Source organism: Microcoleus sp. Pol11C2, from assembly GCF_036701505.1.
Taxonomy (GTDB): Bacteria; Cyanobacteriota; Cyanobacteriia; order Cyanobacteriales; family Microcoleaceae; genus Microcoleus.
The window spans coordinates 1-14,140 of record NZ_JAUBQX010000090.1 but is presented as its reverse complement, the minus strand read 5'-3'; the positions used below and the strand labels follow the sequence as shown (position 1 = coordinate 14,140).

13 protein-coding genes are annotated in these 14,140 nt (G+C 45.3%); 6 read left to right on the top strand and 7 right to left on the bottom strand.

All coding sequences use genetic code 11. The features are described 5' to 3' along the window. Positions 1-228: 228 nt before the first annotated feature. The 6 genes from fabF to QUA42_RS26800 all read right to left on the bottom strand — a co-directional run bounded on the left by fabF (position 229) and on the right by QUA42_RS26800 (position 4,550). The gene (gene fabF, locus QUA42_RS26825) at positions 229-1,482 is read right to left on the bottom strand and encodes a beta-ketoacyl-ACP synthase II (protein WP_333141624.1); all 1,254 of its coding nucleotides are present in this window, start codon (positions 1,480-1,482) and stop codon (positions 229-231) included. A 97-nt stretch (positions 1,483-1,579) separates the two neighbouring features. Continuing rightward, positions 1,580-1,834 carry an acyl carrier protein gene (acpP, locus tag QUA42_RS26820; protein ID WP_333054563.1) on the bottom strand — a complete coding sequence of 85 codons (255 nt, stop codon included), beginning with the start codon at positions 1,832-1,834 and terminating at the stop codon, positions 1,580-1,582. A gap of 454 nt (positions 1,835-2,288) precedes the next feature. Then, positions 2,289-2,642: a VOC family protein gene (locus QUA42_RS26815; RefSeq protein ID WP_333141622.1), complete on the bottom strand. Its 354-nt coding sequence runs from the start codon at positions 2,640-2,642 to the stop codon at positions 2,289-2,291. 550 nt (positions 2,643-3,192) lie between these two features. Then, positions 3,193-3,771 carry a hypothetical protein gene (locus QUA42_RS26810; RefSeq protein ID WP_333141620.1) on the bottom strand — a complete coding sequence of 193 codons (579 nt, stop codon included), beginning with the start codon at positions 3,769-3,771 and terminating at the stop codon, positions 3,193-3,195. A gap of 135 nt (positions 3,772-3,906) precedes the next feature. Then, a complete protein-coding gene (locus QUA42_RS26805; protein ID WP_333141618.1) occupies positions 3,907-4,122 on the bottom strand; it encodes a hypothetical protein in 216 nt (71 codons plus the stop codon). A gap of 263 nt (positions 4,123-4,385) precedes the next feature. Further along, the gene (locus QUA42_RS26800; RefSeq protein WP_333141616.1) at positions 4,386-4,550 is read right to left on the bottom strand and encodes a hypothetical protein; all 165 of its coding nucleotides are present in this window, start codon (positions 4,548-4,550) and stop codon (positions 4,386-4,388) included. A gap of 135 nt (positions 4,551-4,685) precedes the next feature. Between QUA42_RS26800 and QUA42_RS26795 the strand changes: the two genes are divergently transcribed. Both QUA42_RS26795 and QUA42_RS26790 read left to right on the top strand, forming a co-directional pair. After that, positions 4,686-5,591, top strand: coding sequence for a CoB--CoM heterodisulfide reductase iron-sulfur subunit B family protein (locus QUA42_RS26795; RefSeq protein WP_333141614.1), 906 nt, complete (start codon positions 4,686-4,688; stop codon positions 5,589-5,591). A 610-nt stretch (positions 5,592-6,201) separates the two neighbouring features. After that, positions 6,202-7,413, top strand: coding sequence for a chloride channel protein (locus tag QUA42_RS26790; RefSeq protein WP_333141613.1), 1,212 nt, complete (start codon positions 6,202-6,204; stop codon positions 7,411-7,413). Positions 7,414-7,519: 106 nt separating this feature from the next. Here QUA42_RS26790 and QUA42_RS26785 read toward each other — a convergent pair whose 3' ends face one another. Next, entirely contained in the window at positions 7,520-7,648 is a 129-nt protein-coding gene (locus QUA42_RS26785; protein ID WP_333141611.1) for a hypothetical protein, read from the bottom strand. A gap of 662 nt (positions 7,649-8,310) precedes the next feature. Between QUA42_RS26785 and psaC the strand changes: the two genes are divergently transcribed. From psaC to QUA42_RS26765, 4 genes are all read left to right on the top strand, one after another. Then, entirely contained in the window at positions 8,311-8,556 is a 246-nt protein-coding gene (gene psaC, locus QUA42_RS26780) for a photosystem I iron-sulfur center protein PsaC (protein ID WP_015175986.1), read from the top strand. 160 nt (positions 8,557-8,716) lie between these two features. Then, positions 8,717-10,639, top strand: coding sequence for a glutamine--fructose-6-phosphate transaminase (isomerizing) (glmS, locus tag QUA42_RS26775; protein ID WP_333141609.1), 1,923 nt, complete (start codon positions 8,717-8,719; stop codon positions 10,637-10,639). Positions 10,640-10,811: 172 nt separating this feature from the next. Next, positions 10,812-11,642, top strand: a complete 831-nt coding sequence (locus QUA42_RS26770; RefSeq protein ID WP_333141607.1) for a TnsA endonuclease N-terminal domain-containing protein — start codon at positions 10,812-10,814, stop codon at positions 11,640-11,642. Further along, positions 11,639-13,921, top strand: coding sequence for a Mu transposase C-terminal domain-containing protein (locus QUA42_RS26765; RefSeq protein ID WP_333141605.1), 2,283 nt, complete (start codon positions 11,639-11,641; stop codon positions 13,919-13,921). Before QUA42_RS26770 ends, QUA42_RS26765 begins: the two co-directional genes overlap by 4 nt. Positions 13,922-14,140 lie beyond the last annotated feature (219 nt).

Here is a 14,140-nt window from a genome sequence, read left to right as displayed (position 1 = left end):
GCACCGGAATTATTGTTGACTGTTGACTGTTGACGGGCGGGTCGAAAAACTGAATGGTTGAGTGTTAACTGTTGACTGGATTTTATTATTCCGATGCAACCGAAAACGATATGACTCATGACAAGTAAGCATTTTGAGTCAAGCGATCACTCAATCTAAAATTGCTCTAAAAATTAAAGGGTGAAAAATTAATTTTTCACCCTTTAACTCTCGATTTTGGATTAGCCGTTACTGAACAAACTTCTTGAATGCCAGTGTCACGTTGTGGCCGCCAAATCCAAAAGAATTCGACAGCGCCACATCAACTTTTAGATCGCGGCTTGTATGAGGAACATAGTCCAAATCGCACTCAGGATCGGGATTTTCCAGATTAATTGTCGGCGGGATTTTGTCATTGGCGATCGACATTACCGTCGCCACCGCTTCAATTCCCCCAGAACCGCCCAAAAGATGACCGGTCATTGACTTGGTAGAACTAATTGCTACTTTGTAAGCGTGGTCTCCCAAAGTCCGCTTAATCGCTTTTGTTTCAGTAGAATCGTTGGGAAGCGTACTCGTACCGTGAGCGTTGATATAGCTCACTTGATCCGGCGTCAAACCCCCATCCTTGAGCGCTAAAGCCATCGCCCGCGACGCACCTTCCCCCCCCGGTACCGGAGAAGTCATGTGATACGCATCGCAAGTTAAACCGTAGCCGACGATTTCTGCGTAAATCTTCGCGCCACGCGCCAGAGCGTGTTCCATTTCTTCTAGAATCAGAATGCCAGCACCTTCGCCGACGACAAAACCATCACGATCGCGATCGAACGGACGGCAAGCATGAGTCGGGTCATCGTTGCGAGTCGAAAGCGCCCTCGCCGCAGCAAAACCCGCCACGCACAAAGGTGTCACCGCAGCTTCGGTACCGCCGCAAATCATGGCTTGCGCGTAACCCCCCTGAACTAGGCGAAACGCATCACCCACCGCATTTGACCCGGCAGCGCAGGCCGTCACCGTGCAAGAGTTTGGTCCCTTAGCACCCGTTTGAATCGCCGTCAGACCTGCGGCCATATTCGCAATCATCATGGGAATCATAAACGGGCTGCATCGATCGGGGCCGCGAGTCAGATAAATCTCTTGCTGCTCTTCCAAAACCTTCAGGCCACCAATGCCAGTGCCAAGAATGACACCCACCTGTTCTGCGTTCAGGTCGTTAATCTCAAACTTCGCATCAGCAACAGCTTGTTTGCTCGCTGACACCCCAAATTGAGCAAAGCGATCCATGCGCTTTGCTTCCTTGCGCTCTAAATAGTCGTGTGGGTCGAAACCCTTCACCTCTGCGGCAAAGCGGCAGTCGTGCCGCGACGGGTCGAATAAGGTGATCGGGCCTATACCATTCTTCCCGGCAAGCAACCCGTCCCAATATTCGGACAAGGTATTGCCGATCGGTGTAATCGCGCCGAGACCCGTGATAACAACGCGCTTACGCTCTAAATTTGTCATGATTTCAGTTTCAAAAAATTAAACACCCAGAACGCAGAACAAAAGAGGAGTTTCCAGTTTTCTAACTTCTCTCCTCTTAGGGAAAAAGGCAGGTATTTTATGCTTTTGGAGCTGCAAGTTGGCTGCTGATGTAATCTACACAAGCTTGAACGGTAGTAATTCCTTCGGCTGCTTCGTCGGGAATTTCAATATCAAACTCTTCTTCCAAGGCCATTACCAGCTCTACTGTATCTAAGGAATCTGCTCCTAAATCGTTAGCAAAGTTGGCTTCGGGCTTGACTTCGCTCAGCTCGACTTCCAGTTGCTCTTTCACAATTTTCTGGACTCTAGTGAAAATGTCGTCTTGGCTCATAACATCGTGTCCTCATTGGTTGCTGCGTATCTAATCTTATCCGAAAGGGGTATCTTCAGGGAAAAGGGTTGCCGCTTTTCTAACTGACCCTTTGTGTAGGGAGTGGGCCGTGGGCATTAGGCATGGGTGTCAAGTTAAGGACTGTTGCGGGCGTGTGATCGCTTTTATGAATAGTCCTGGACGCATAAACTCTATTTGACGGTGTACACCCCACCTTAACCGCTACAAATAGTGTTGGAAAGCAATTTTTGCGTCCAGGACTGCCCAGAAAAACTGGGATTACTGATCGCCACATTCATTACCATCAAGTCTTTTGGGCATCGATGCGATAAGATTCGATCGCTCCTCTAAGAGTCTCCAGAGGTCGAAGCTTGCTACCGTGTGATAGGCAGCGACCATTATCTAGTCAAGGTAGCCGTTACATCGATGGCTAATTTTGAGCAAATCGAGATTATTAGAGCTGTGTCAACTCTACTCGATGTCCATCTGGGTCTGCCACAACTGCACGTCGTCCCCAAGCTGAATCCCCAGGAGGTGAAACAATTGAAGCACCATGCTTTTTCACTTCACAGACAACAGCATCTACAGAAGACACTTGAAATCCCAGCCGAGTTGCCGTCGTTGGTACTGTTCCAGCAGTACACGGATAAATCTCAAAGGTGACACAGCCTACCTCACTAGCAAAATGCTCTAAACCATTGCCATGCTGATGTTTGATGAAATACAGACCCAGCCTTTGATAGAAGACAGTAGCTTGTTCAATGTTACCTGAGCGAATGACAACAAGATTCAGTTGGACTTTACTCATTGCTTTTATCCATTTCTAGACATGATTCATCGTGACGCAAGACTCGAACCATTTCTGCACCAGGATGTTTGAACAACACATCAAACTCACTATTGGGTATTCTCAATCTTTCAGGAACGAGATAAGTCTGTCTGGGTTATTTTAGCACTAACCCATGCCCAGGAAGCAAGATAACGGTAATTTAACCACCGCGCAGGCCTCCTAAAACACGTGCTTGAACACGGACATAAAAGGATGGATTGTCTTCTAAATGTTGCATTACAAGATGCTTAACGATTACCTATGTTTCGCGATCGCCAATAGCTTCTATGGACTCAACAAAGGAGCCAACCATCTTTGCTTGCTTAATCTCGGCTGAAAAACTACAAATTTAACAGGCCCGCTCTGTTCCGCCTAACGGTGTGATTGAGGGGCTGTCAAAACCATTGCATCTACACCAGTGACTTTCGCCAGTCGGCTCCAAGCGAATTGTTAGACAGCTTAACATCAACTCAACTTACAAGAGCAGAGATTGCACTTTGTTCATCAATTGTGGATGATTCCCCTCATTTCATGGATTTTCAGGAAGAAGCGCCTCAATATATGGGGCAATATAATTGCGACCTTTTTCGATATAGTACGTTGTAAACAGAGATTCAAACTCCTGTTTTACTAATTGAAGTGCAGCATTCAAACGTGGGCGACCGTATACTAAGAACTGAGCCGTCGAATAGGCATAGTATTCTTTCTCTTTATCGGCAATGTTTTTCTTGAATGCATCTTGGTAAAGTTCACGTCCCTCCTCAATCAATTGTTTAATGGATGAAGTAAAATGAATCGACTCTCCACTTGGAAAATCTATTTTTTTATTTTGAATAAATCCAATCACTTTTTTCATGCATTCACGGGTCTGTTCAACTGATAAGCATTGCTCATCTTTTCGCCTAAATCCCCATTGAGTGCAACCATTGGTAACTTCAAGAACTCGTAAAATTGCGAGGTTGTCAAGCTCTTTAGATTCGATTTTCTGCAATTCATGAATATGATGCTCAATCCGTTTACTAAAGCCGTGGAAATCAGTTTCAAAGTAGTCTTTAAGCTCTTTGATCTGGGCTAACTTTTGCCAGTCGAACATTATTGAGTTTAACATTATTGAATTCCCTCCAAATCATTCATGTTTAGGCAGTATGGGCAACTAAGGATTACCTCAATCCGCTCTAAATCCTCATTCTATCATAGCGATACTCAAGCGTTTTGAAATCTTGATCGTAGCTGACCCGATTGATCAAAACTTCAAGAACGCCTTCTTGAAGTTTTGATTGAACTCCTCGGCAATACTTCTGTCATTTGGACCAGCCAAAGCAACTCCCCTAAAGGTAGGGAGAATTGTAGGAGAAATCAGTGGGTTGAAACCCCTCGTCCAGTAACTTTTGCCTTTATCTTTTTGAGGAGCTTTGTAAATTGTGACGGTTTGGGGGAATTGTGCTTGACCCGACTGCATGATTTGACATCTTGGCTGAGATGAAAAGCAGTATCATAAACTACCGCTATGTCATGAACCAAATGATTTTGCAACTACCGACAGCATTGAAGTACAGTCGCACTTATAACCCAGCAAGCTAACGGTTTAGTTCAGCTACCTTGGCTTATTTACTCTTGAATCATAACACTCTAATGGGTCGGCTGTAACGATGTGTTATGCTTTAGGGCCTAACAATTACTTATGCTAGTGCGCTCGCCCTTCGCCTTTGCGAAGTGGCAAACTTAGTAACTCTTTTTTGGTTGCCCAGCAGCGATCGCAGATACATAACTTTGACGGTGCGATCGATTCCAGTCTCTAGACGAACCATCAGCGATGCAAATTTTCCAAAAGCGCCTTAAGCAGATTAGCGCGATCGCCCCGCCACCAACCTGAAAACTGCGTTTCATCTGTGCCTTAAAAGAGGGGGGCTTTCACGCTAGTTTTCTGTAAGGATATGGAGAGGGGAAACGAAGCAGGAAGCATCCCGACCTCCACCGCTCTCGTTTCTTGTCCCTTGCCTTGTCTCCCCAGCAAAAACAATTATGCCATCCCCAAATCTCAAATATGCTTATTTTCCCGGTTGCGTGGCCCAAGGCGCTGCCCGCGAACTTTACCTGTCTACCCAAGCCCTCACTCAAGCGTTGGGGATTGAACTGGTGGAACTCAAGAAAGCTTCCTGCTGCGGTTCTGGCACTTTCAAGGAAGATTCGCAGTTACTCGAAGATACTGTCAACGCCCGCAATATTGCTTTGGCCGAGGAATTGAATTTGCCTTTGCTGACGCATTGCAGCACTTGTCAAGGAGTAATCGGTCATGTGGACGATCGCCTCAAGGATTGCCAAAAAACCGATCCCAACTACATAGAAAAAGTCAACGGTTTACTCCAAAAACAAGGCTGTTCGCCTTATCAAGGCAGTACCGAGGTGAAACATCTGTTGTGGGCGATCGTTGCCGATTACGGTCTCGACGAGGTGCAGAAGCGAGTCACCCGCAAGCTTTCGGGCTTGAAGTGCGCGTCTTTTTACGGCTGCTACCTGCTGCGAGCTCAGGATAAGCTGCTTTACGATGACCCGCACCAACCCGAATCGATGGAAAATGTATTTCGGGCGATCGGGGCAACTCCGGTTTACTATCGAGGGCGGACGCAGTGCTGCGGCTGGCCCTTGGCGAGTTATGCCACTAACCAATCTTTTCAGATGGCAGGCAAACATATTCAAGATGCTCTTGACAATGGCGCTGATTGTATGATAACCCCTTGTCCGCTTTGTCACTTGAATTTGGATTCGCGGCAGCCGGAGGTGGAAAAAGTAATCGGGCGCAAGTTGGGGTTGCCCGTGTTGCATTTGTCGCAATTGGTGGCTTTAGCTTTGGGTGTGGAGCCAAAAAAACTAGGGCTCGATCGACATATTGTTTCAACTAAGCCAGTGTTACAAAAATTAGGCTTTTAGTCGATCGATTTGCGCCGCTTTGTAGTAAGGACTTTAGTCCTTTCTAATATCCAATCCAGGTTTGTAGTAAGGATTTTGGTTTTTTCTAATATCCAATCCCGTTAGATCGGAATTATACCCGAATGCTAGCGGGAAGCTCGATCGCGCTCATACATTCTTGAGTTGATAGAAGATGCCATCCAAAATTTGTCCTTTGGTGCGGATAGGTAGTCTAGTCTTCTTCTTGTGGGGCAACAATAGCGCCTGACTCTTTGTCGGTTAAGGTGCTGGACTATGCCATTTATTTCCGCTCTTAGCTCCTCATCAGACATCCCAAATTGGTTTTTTAAGCTATTGACACCACCAAAAGATGCAGCAGTCTAACGGCGGGGGCTTCAACGGACGGCGTTACAAGGGGGCTACACCACTGATAACCTGTGCCTCAGTTCCTTTGTCAGCCCTGGTTTGACTGCGATTGTGAGAGCGCATTCGATAGCCGGATTTACACTCAATAGCAAGTGTGGTGGTTGGTAGGTTAATATGCAGATAACAGAAACAGAAGTTGTATACCATTACACAAAATAGTTTTTTAACACTTCCTAACTGGCTAGCTCTTGACAAGGAATAAGGAATGAAACGAAACCCAGTAAATCTCACACGTTCGGTATTGCTATGGGCAATGCTAGGAATAATTTGTGGTTTGTTCGCTGCAACTTATTGGATATTTTTGTCTTACATAATGCAGGGATTTGAATATTTTAGTGGAGTTTCTCTACTAATTATTATGCCCCTTGCTGGTTTGCTCATCGGTTTGATCATTCATTGGCTGGGAAATCCGGGCGAAATAGGGTTGATTATTGACAATATTCATCTCAATGGTGGGCGATTACCAATGAACGAAAATCCTTCGATGATTCTGTCGTCGCTAATCAGTATTGCAAGTGGAGGCAGTGCGGGTCCAGAAGCACCAATGGTGCAAGTCACAGGTTCAATTGGTACGTGGTTGGCCGATCGGTTTCAATTGCGTGGAGAGGCACTACGAACTTTGAGTATTGCTGGCATGGCATCTGGTTTTACAGTTTTGTTCGGGGCTCCATTGGGTGGTACTTTTTTTGCTTTAGAAATCCTGCATCATCAGAATGTTGTCGAGTATTTTGAAGCAATATTGCCTGCGGTCGTGGCAAGTTGTGCAAGTTACACCATCTTTGTAGCAATTACCCAGCTAGGAATTGGTCCAACCTGGCATTTTCCTCAATACAATGTGGACAGCCTTTATGACTTTGGCGCCGCGATTGCTTATGGAATCATAGGTGCGATCATGGGGTGGCTTTTTATCGCTGTATTTCGCATTGTTGGTCGCTTGTTTGATTCGATACCCAGTCCAATCTATGTGCGAACTACTTTAGCCGGCCTAGCACTTGGTGTGTTATCAGCTTTATTTCCGCTCACTCGTTTCTTTGGCGAACATCAAATTGAAAAAATTGTTGATGGCAACTTTTCTTTGGGAGTTGTCTTAACTTTAATTATTGCTAAAGTGTTTGCCATTAGTACGACCGTAAATGGAGGCTGGCGGGGGGGGATTATCATCCCACTGTTTTTTATAGGAGCCTGTTTAGGAAAGGCAATCGCTATCATTAATCCCGCATCCAACGAGACTTTGGCAATGATTTGTGTAATGGCTGCTCTGAATTCAACAGTTACTCGAACTCCAATTAGTACAACTCTGCTACTCGCCAAGTTGACAGGATTCAGCACTTTTACACCGATTCTCTTCGCTAGTCTCGTGGGTTTCTTCTTGGCTCCCCGATCTCCCTTCATTAGCTCACAGCGTAAAATTGATTGACAAACGGCTAGAAATCCTCTACTAGCTCCGTGTAGCGGGGAAAAATACGTGCAATTTGCGAGTGTCGAGTCTCCAGGCTTCTGCCATTACAAATGCACCAATGGCATCAAACAACATCTAGCCGTTGATACCAGTCACCTTGTCGTTTTTTATCCATTGCAAATTTTGCACCATTCTTAAGAACAGGCTTTCCGGCCTGTTCCACAACAAGTGCATTTTCTTGTGGGGTGGGCATGAGAGCCCGCCCATAGAAGGGTTATTGATAATGGTGCAATATCTCAGATCCCTTGCACAAAAACCAGTGCGTTCGATGACTGTGGCTTGATTGAAATGTTGATTCACCACTGCGATTACTTTCACACTCGGGCTCGTCAATATTCTGAAGACGATCGTTCTGCAACCGCAAGCGGTATCACCCGGATCGGCTCATCGCAGAGAAAGTAAAAACTCTATCCCCAGATTATGACCCAGATACGGTTTAAACTGGCACGGAAACTAACGAAAGCCGAAAAAATGGCGCTGGAGGCGAAAACTGGATTTGTCGTGGTGGCACTTCGCGCTCGTGATTGAACGGTCAAATCCTTGGATGTAAAGCTGTAAGAGTTTGGTCAAGAAGTTTGAGCCGACTCTCACCAATGCCACTGCGAAACTCAATTTATATTTCATCAGGCTGATGCTCAAACGGTTGGCGAATGATAAAGATCCCAAATGGGTTCTATCAGAGTCCCAGCGGGAATAACTGTGAAGTTTTGTCGCTTTTTCGCGAAGTGCTTCCAGGCACTGCGGTAGACTAACCTTTAATTCTCTGTGCAGGCTATAGCGGTGGCATCTCGCCGTCAAATCTGTTAATTCGCAGAGCAAGCAAATTTTTAGTGACTCGTTGGGAGCCTTTATTCAATGTCTCATTCAGTCAAAATTTACGATACTTGCATCGGCTGCACTCAATGCGTCCGCGCTTGTCCGACTGACGTTTTGGAGATGGTGCCCTGGGATGGCTGCAAAGCAGCTCAGATTGCCTCTTCTCCCCGCACCGAAGACTGTGTAGGCTGCAAGCGTTGCGAAACTGCTTGCCCTACCGATTTTCTCAGCATCCGGGTTTACCTGGGAGCCGAAACCACTCGCAGTATGGGTCTAGCTTACTAAAAATCGATCGACACGCCGATCGAATTAGGGGCACAAAAGAGGGGGCGATTAAATTGCCCCCTCTTTTTTTGTCGCGGAATCTGCATTGTGGGGCCGGAAGAAGGTAAAAATGATAAAACTTGAGTTTTATTGCGATCGCTAAGCAGGAGTAGTACGTTAAATGTGCGGAATCGTTGGCTATATCGGCACGCAAGCAGCAAGCGAGATTTTGCTAGCAGGATTGGAGAAACTAGAATACCGGGGCTATGATTCAGCGGGCCTCGCTACCATCTCCGAAGGAGAAATTACCTGCATCCGAGCAAAGGGCAAATTGCACAACCTCCGGGAAAAGTTAGCAGAGATAGACTCTCTCGCTCCCATCGGCATCGGACACACCCGCTGGGCAACTCACGGTAAACCAGAGGAATATAACGCTCACCCTCACATGGATAATAGCGGGCGAATTGCGGTAGTTCAAAATGGAATTGTCGAAAATTATCGCGAGTTGCGGAAAGAATTGAAAGCAAAGGGACATAAATTTGTCTCGGATACCGATACAGAAGTTATTCCTCATTTAATAGCTGAATTTTTGAAAGAAGCAAGAAGGGAGAACGAAGAAGGAAAAGATAAAAAAACCGAGAAAATTGCTGATTTATCGTTTTTGGAAACAGTTTTAAAGGTGGTAAATAAATTAGAAGGAGCTTTTGCGATCGCCGTTATCTGTGCAGATTTTCCCGAGGAAATAATTGTCGCCCGACAGCAAGCTCCTTTGGTGATTGGCTTTGGTGCAGGCGAATTTTTCTGCGCTTCCGACACGCCGGCCTTAGTATCTAACACCCGCACTGTTTTGTCCTTGGAAAATGGCGAATTAGCAAGGCTAACTCCGATGGGAGTCGAAGTTTACAGCTTTTTAGGAGAAAGGCTGAAAAAAAGCCCCCGCATCCTGGGTTGGAGTCCGGTTTTAGTCGAAAAACAAGGCTTCAAACACTTCATGCACAAGGAGATTTATGAACAGCCAGCCGTAGTCCGAGCTTGTTTGGAGGCTTATTTAGACAGTGATTGGCAGTCGGGAAATCCGCGCTCTCCCATCAATCTCAACTTGCCCAAGGAACTTTGCGCCGATGTCGAACAAATTTCGATTCTAGCCTGCGGAACGAGCTGGCACGCCTCGCTAATTGGCAAATATTTGTTGGAACAATTAGCTAATATTCCCACTGCGGTGCAGTACGCTTCTGAGTACCGCTACGCACCGGCACCGCTGACAGCAAATACTTTAACTATTGGGGTAACTCAGTCGGGAGAAACGGCGGACACGCTGGCTGCTTTGGGGATGGAACAGCAGCGCCGCGCGGGTTTTAGTGATAAATTCCGGGCGAGAATGTTAGGCATTACTAACAGGACTGAAAGTTCGATCGCCCACATGATGCCCCAGGTAATCAACACCCACGCTGGTATAGAAATCGGCGTCGCTGCGACTAAAACTTTTGTCACTCAGTTGATGGCATTCTATTTCTTAGCTTTGGATTTGGCGCACCAGCGGCAAACAATCAGTACGGAGAGATTGGCAGAAATTATTGCAGGTTTGCGCCAGTTGCCGGCAGAAATTGAGAAGTTTTTGGAGATTCAAGAACAGTACGTGGAGGAATTGTCCCACCAGTTTACAGACACCCAAGATTTTATCTTTTTGGGGCGGGGAATTAACTTTCCGATTGCTTTGGAAGGTGCGCTGAAACTGAAGGAAATTAGCTACATTCACGCCGAAGGATATCCCGCCGGAGAGATGAAACACGGCCCGATCGCCCTTTTGGATGCGAAAGTGCCTGTAGTGGCGATCGCCATGCCAGGAAGCGTCTACGAAAAAGTGCTTTCCAACGCTCAAGAAGCGAAGGCGCGCGACGCCCGTTTAATTGGTGTTACGCCGAAGCAAGGTGTGGCGGAAGCCGATATTTTTGACCACATTTTGCCGGTGCCTTTGGTGGATGAATTGTTGTCACCGATTGTAACAGTGATTCCGCTGCAATTATTGGCTTATCACATTGCAGCCCGTCGGGGTTTGGATGTGGATCAGCCACGAAATTTGGCGAAGTCGGTGACGGTAGAATAAAGGAAGTCAGTAGTCATTAGTTGTTGTATTCTGAAAATAAAGTTGTACACTAGCAAATAAAGTTGTACACTAGCAAATAAAGTTGTACACTACTGGGTATGACTTTATTTGCTAGGTTTTCGGAATATTTCTGGAAGCTGACTTTGATGAACCATCTGGGTGAGGTAATCAGATGGCTAAACGTAGCCGAAACAGCAGTGAAACGACTATTGAGAATCGTCTGAAGCAAGGGCGTGGTATGGGACAAGGAGCAAATTACAATCCTTGGCTGCACATTCAGGATGTTCCCTCTCAAGGACTTGCTAGCAGAATCAAGGGATGGAAGACACGTAGGGTTCATCATCTCTTAAGCGAATTGGAAACCAGCTACTTCTATGTGCTGGACTGGTCACTACCTGTGCTGGATATCCGGGAGCAATTTCCGCTACTGCCCTTAGAGGAAACTTTGGCGATCGCAGAACAATGTGGGGTAGCCTACCCCGCAGATCCGCGTACTAAAGAACCAGTAGTAATGACTACTGACTTTGTTGTGACAGTTCGACAGAGTGTTGGCTCAATCGAACAAGCACGAACAGTTAAGTATGCACAGGATTTGCAGTCAAAGCGTAATCTGGAGAAGTTGGAGATTGAAAGATGCTATTGGCAAAGGCGAAACATTGATTGGGGAATTGTTACTGAACGTGAAGTGTCTAAAATTCTTGCAGAGAATATTAAGTGGTTGCATCCCTATCTAGACCTAAATGACTTACCACAGAGTGATATCACCCGAATAACAATGGTAATGACTCCATTGGTGCTTCAGGCAAAAGATTCTTTAGCAGATATTGCAGCAATTTGTGACGACCAACTTGGTTTTACGCCAGGTTTAAGCTTATTAGTTGTTCGGCACTTGCTGGCTAACCGAGTTTGGCAGGTAAATATGGTTCAGCCTATTCGACCTAGTGAAAGGCTTGTACTCTTATCCTCTTTAGAACCTCTTGAAGAAATCGGAGGGGTTGGATGAACTTATTCATCAATATGCTGATAGAGTGGCAGAGCGAAACTGGTTCGTGGATTGAGCGTTTACTATGGATCGATCCATCTGGCACTGATGCTGCCCTTATTGAAATTCTTAATCCTCAAAGCTTGCCCATTTTTCAGAAGTGCAAGGATCTAGAAGCAGCGATTACCTCTGGAGAAGCCCAGGTACTAGAGGTAGATCCTTACGCAACATTACTACGATCAGAAGACAGTATCCCCCAGAAACATCTCCAGCATAGAGATGCAGCTTGGGAAGTAATTATGCCCCTAATTGAAGATAAAACTGGACAGATTTTCTACTGGCACGGAAGAGGAAAGCTCTTGAATGCTTTAGAGAAACAAACAGGGTGGACGAAAAAAACTATCTACAAGTTCTTGAGGCGATACTGGCAGGGAGGACAAACTAAAAATGCACTTCTTCCCCTTTTCGATAAGTGTGGCGCCAAGGGTAAAGAGCGAAAAAGTAGTGAACGAAAGCGTGGTCGCCCTAGCAGAATTACAAAAGTCACGAATTTATCAACTGGCATTAATATCAATACTAATGTCCAAGAGAAGTTGATTCGCGGAATTAAGCTTTTCTATGAAAATTCAGACGGCAGAACTTTGCAGGATGCCTATCAGAAAACGCTGGAAAAGTTTTTTCATAAAGGTTACGATCTTCTCCCTGATGGGACTCTAGTGCCATTTCTTCCTCCATCTCAGGAACTTCCAACATTTGGGCAGTTTCGTTACTGGTATGAAAAAGAGCAAAACTTAACTCAAGCTCTATCTACACGGGAGGGTAAGCGTCGATACAATCTGCGTCATCGTGAAGTTTTAGGAGATTCAACTCAGATGGCGTTTGGCCCCGGGTCAATTTATCAGATTGATGCCACAATTGGTGACATTTACTTAGTTAGTTCGCTAGACCGTAGCCGCATCATTGGGCGACCAGTTATTTATGTTGTTATTGATGTATTTAGTCGTCTCATTGTTGGTATTAGCGTCACCCTAGAGGGCCCTAGTTGGGTAGGTGCTATGCAGGCATTAGAGAACACAGCTAGTGATAAAGTTAGTTTCTGCCGAGAATATGGAATTGAGATTTCTGACGAGGATTGGCCTAGTCATCATCTGCCTGAGATGATTTTGGCAGACAGAGGAGAATTGGAAGGCTACAACGCTGACAACTTGGTGAATTCTTTAAATGTAAGAGTTTCAAATACACCACCATACAGGGCAGACTGGAAAGGAATCATCGAGCGTAACTTTCGCCTTAGCAACGATAAAGTAATTCATTGGGTTCCTGGCGCAGTTTATAAACCTCATGAACGTGGTGATGCAGACTATCGACTTGATGCAGTTTTAGATTTACATCAGTTCCGTAAGCTAATGAGTCTCACCGTCCTTGATCATAATAAAGATCACCGCATGGACTGGTATCGAATGGACGAGTTCATGATTCAAGATTATGTTGAACCCTATCCCATTGATCTGTGGAATTGGGGAATTCGTAACCGAGCCGGACATCTAAGAAAAGTTTCACCTGAGATTCTTAAACTCAATCTTCTGCGAACAACAGAGGCTTCTGTTACATATCGAGGTATTCGCTTTGAAGGGATGTTTTACTCCTGTGATTTAGCACTGAAAGAACAGTGGTTCATCAGAGCTAGGGAAAGAGGAAGTTGGAGAATTACTATAGCCTGCGATCCTCGCAAGCTAGATACAATTTACCTTCGACTCGAAGATGGGCGACGGATTGAACCTTGTTACCTTGTAGATGCAGAAAAAACATTTCGCGGTCGGGACTGGTATGAAGCTGTGGATTACTTTGAGTTGCGAAAACACTCTAAAGACACAGCTAAAAGCCGTAAACAACAATCTAAAGCTACTTTAAATGCTCAGATAGAAGCAATTATTACTCAGGCAACAGAGCAAACTTCAGAAACTTTAAATGCTGTCGAAAAACAAAGTAAACACTCGCGTATCAAGGGAATTCGACAAAATCGCAAAGAAGAGCGAGAGATGGAACGAGAGACTCAAGGTTGGCAACTAGGAAGAGACGAATCTATAAACAATCAGGGACAAGTTATTCCCTTGATAATACCAAGCGAAAAAACAGAAATAAATGAACCAGAAAAGGCTGCCAGCCAGTCCAATCAAGAGGTTGAAACCGATCAACTAACTAATACGACTATTGAAATAGATTCTTCCCATGTACCTAAATCTCAGTTAATTAACAAATTGCGTAAGCTGCGTCCAAAGATGTGGAGTGACGATGAATAGTAATCAGCATATTCCTTCTCTCTTAGTAGGGAAAGGCAGGGTTGAACAAGCAACTTACTGCGCTCCTGGTATTCCTAACTACCAGGGCAATCCCCTAATTGAAGCCCTTCCACCTATCCTAATACAGGATGAAACGGCAGAACTATAGCAATCCTAAATCATTATCAAGACTAGGATACAATTATATGCAATACTTGATTGTGACAATAAAAAGATGAA

Coding starts and splice junctions, on each gene's coding strand:
- QUA42_RS26765 (WP_333141605.1), top strand. CDS start 11,639: ATGAACTTATTCATCAATATGCTGATAGAGTGGCAGAGCGAAACTGGT.
- QUA42_RS26790 (WP_333141613.1), top strand. CDS start 6,202: ATGAAACGAAACCCAGTAAATCTCACACGTTCGGTATTGCTATGGGCA.
- acpP (WP_333054563.1), bottom strand. CDS start 1,834: ATGAGCCAAGACGACATTTTCACTAGAGTCCAGAAAATTGTGAAAGAG.
- glmS (WP_333141609.1), top strand. CDS start 8,717: ATGTGCGGAATCGTTGGCTATATCGGCACGCAAGCAGCAAGCGAGATT.
- psaC (WP_015175986.1), top strand. CDS start 8,311: ATGTCTCATTCAGTCAAAATTTACGATACTTGCATCGGCTGCACTCAA.
- QUA42_RS26815 (WP_333141622.1), bottom strand. CDS start 2,642: ATGAGTAAAGTCCAACTGAATCTTGTTGTCATTCGCTCAGGTAACATT.
- fabF (WP_333141624.1), bottom strand. CDS start 1,482: ATGACAAATTTAGAGCGTAAGCGCGTTGTTATCACGGGTCTCGGCGCG.
- QUA42_RS26805 (WP_333141618.1), bottom strand. CDS start 4,122: ATGCAGTCGGGTCAAGCACAATTCCCCCAAACCGTCACAATTTACAAA.
- QUA42_RS26770 (WP_333141607.1), top strand. CDS start 10,812: ATGGCTAAACGTAGCCGAAACAGCAGTGAAACGACTATTGAGAATCGT.
- QUA42_RS26800 (WP_333141616.1), bottom strand. CDS start 4,550: ATGAAACGCAGTTTTCAGGTTGGTGGCGGGGCGATCGCGCTAATCTGC.
- QUA42_RS26795 (WP_333141614.1), top strand. CDS start 4,686: ATGCCATCCCCAAATCTCAAATATGCTTATTTTCCCGGTTGCGTGGCC.
- QUA42_RS26785 (WP_333141611.1), bottom strand. CDS start 7,648: ATGCCCACCCCACAAGAAAATGCACTTGTTGTGGAACAGGCCGGAAAG.
- QUA42_RS26810 (WP_333141620.1), bottom strand. CDS start 3,771: ATGTTAAACTCAATAATGTTCGACTGGCAAAAGTTAGCCCAGATCAAA.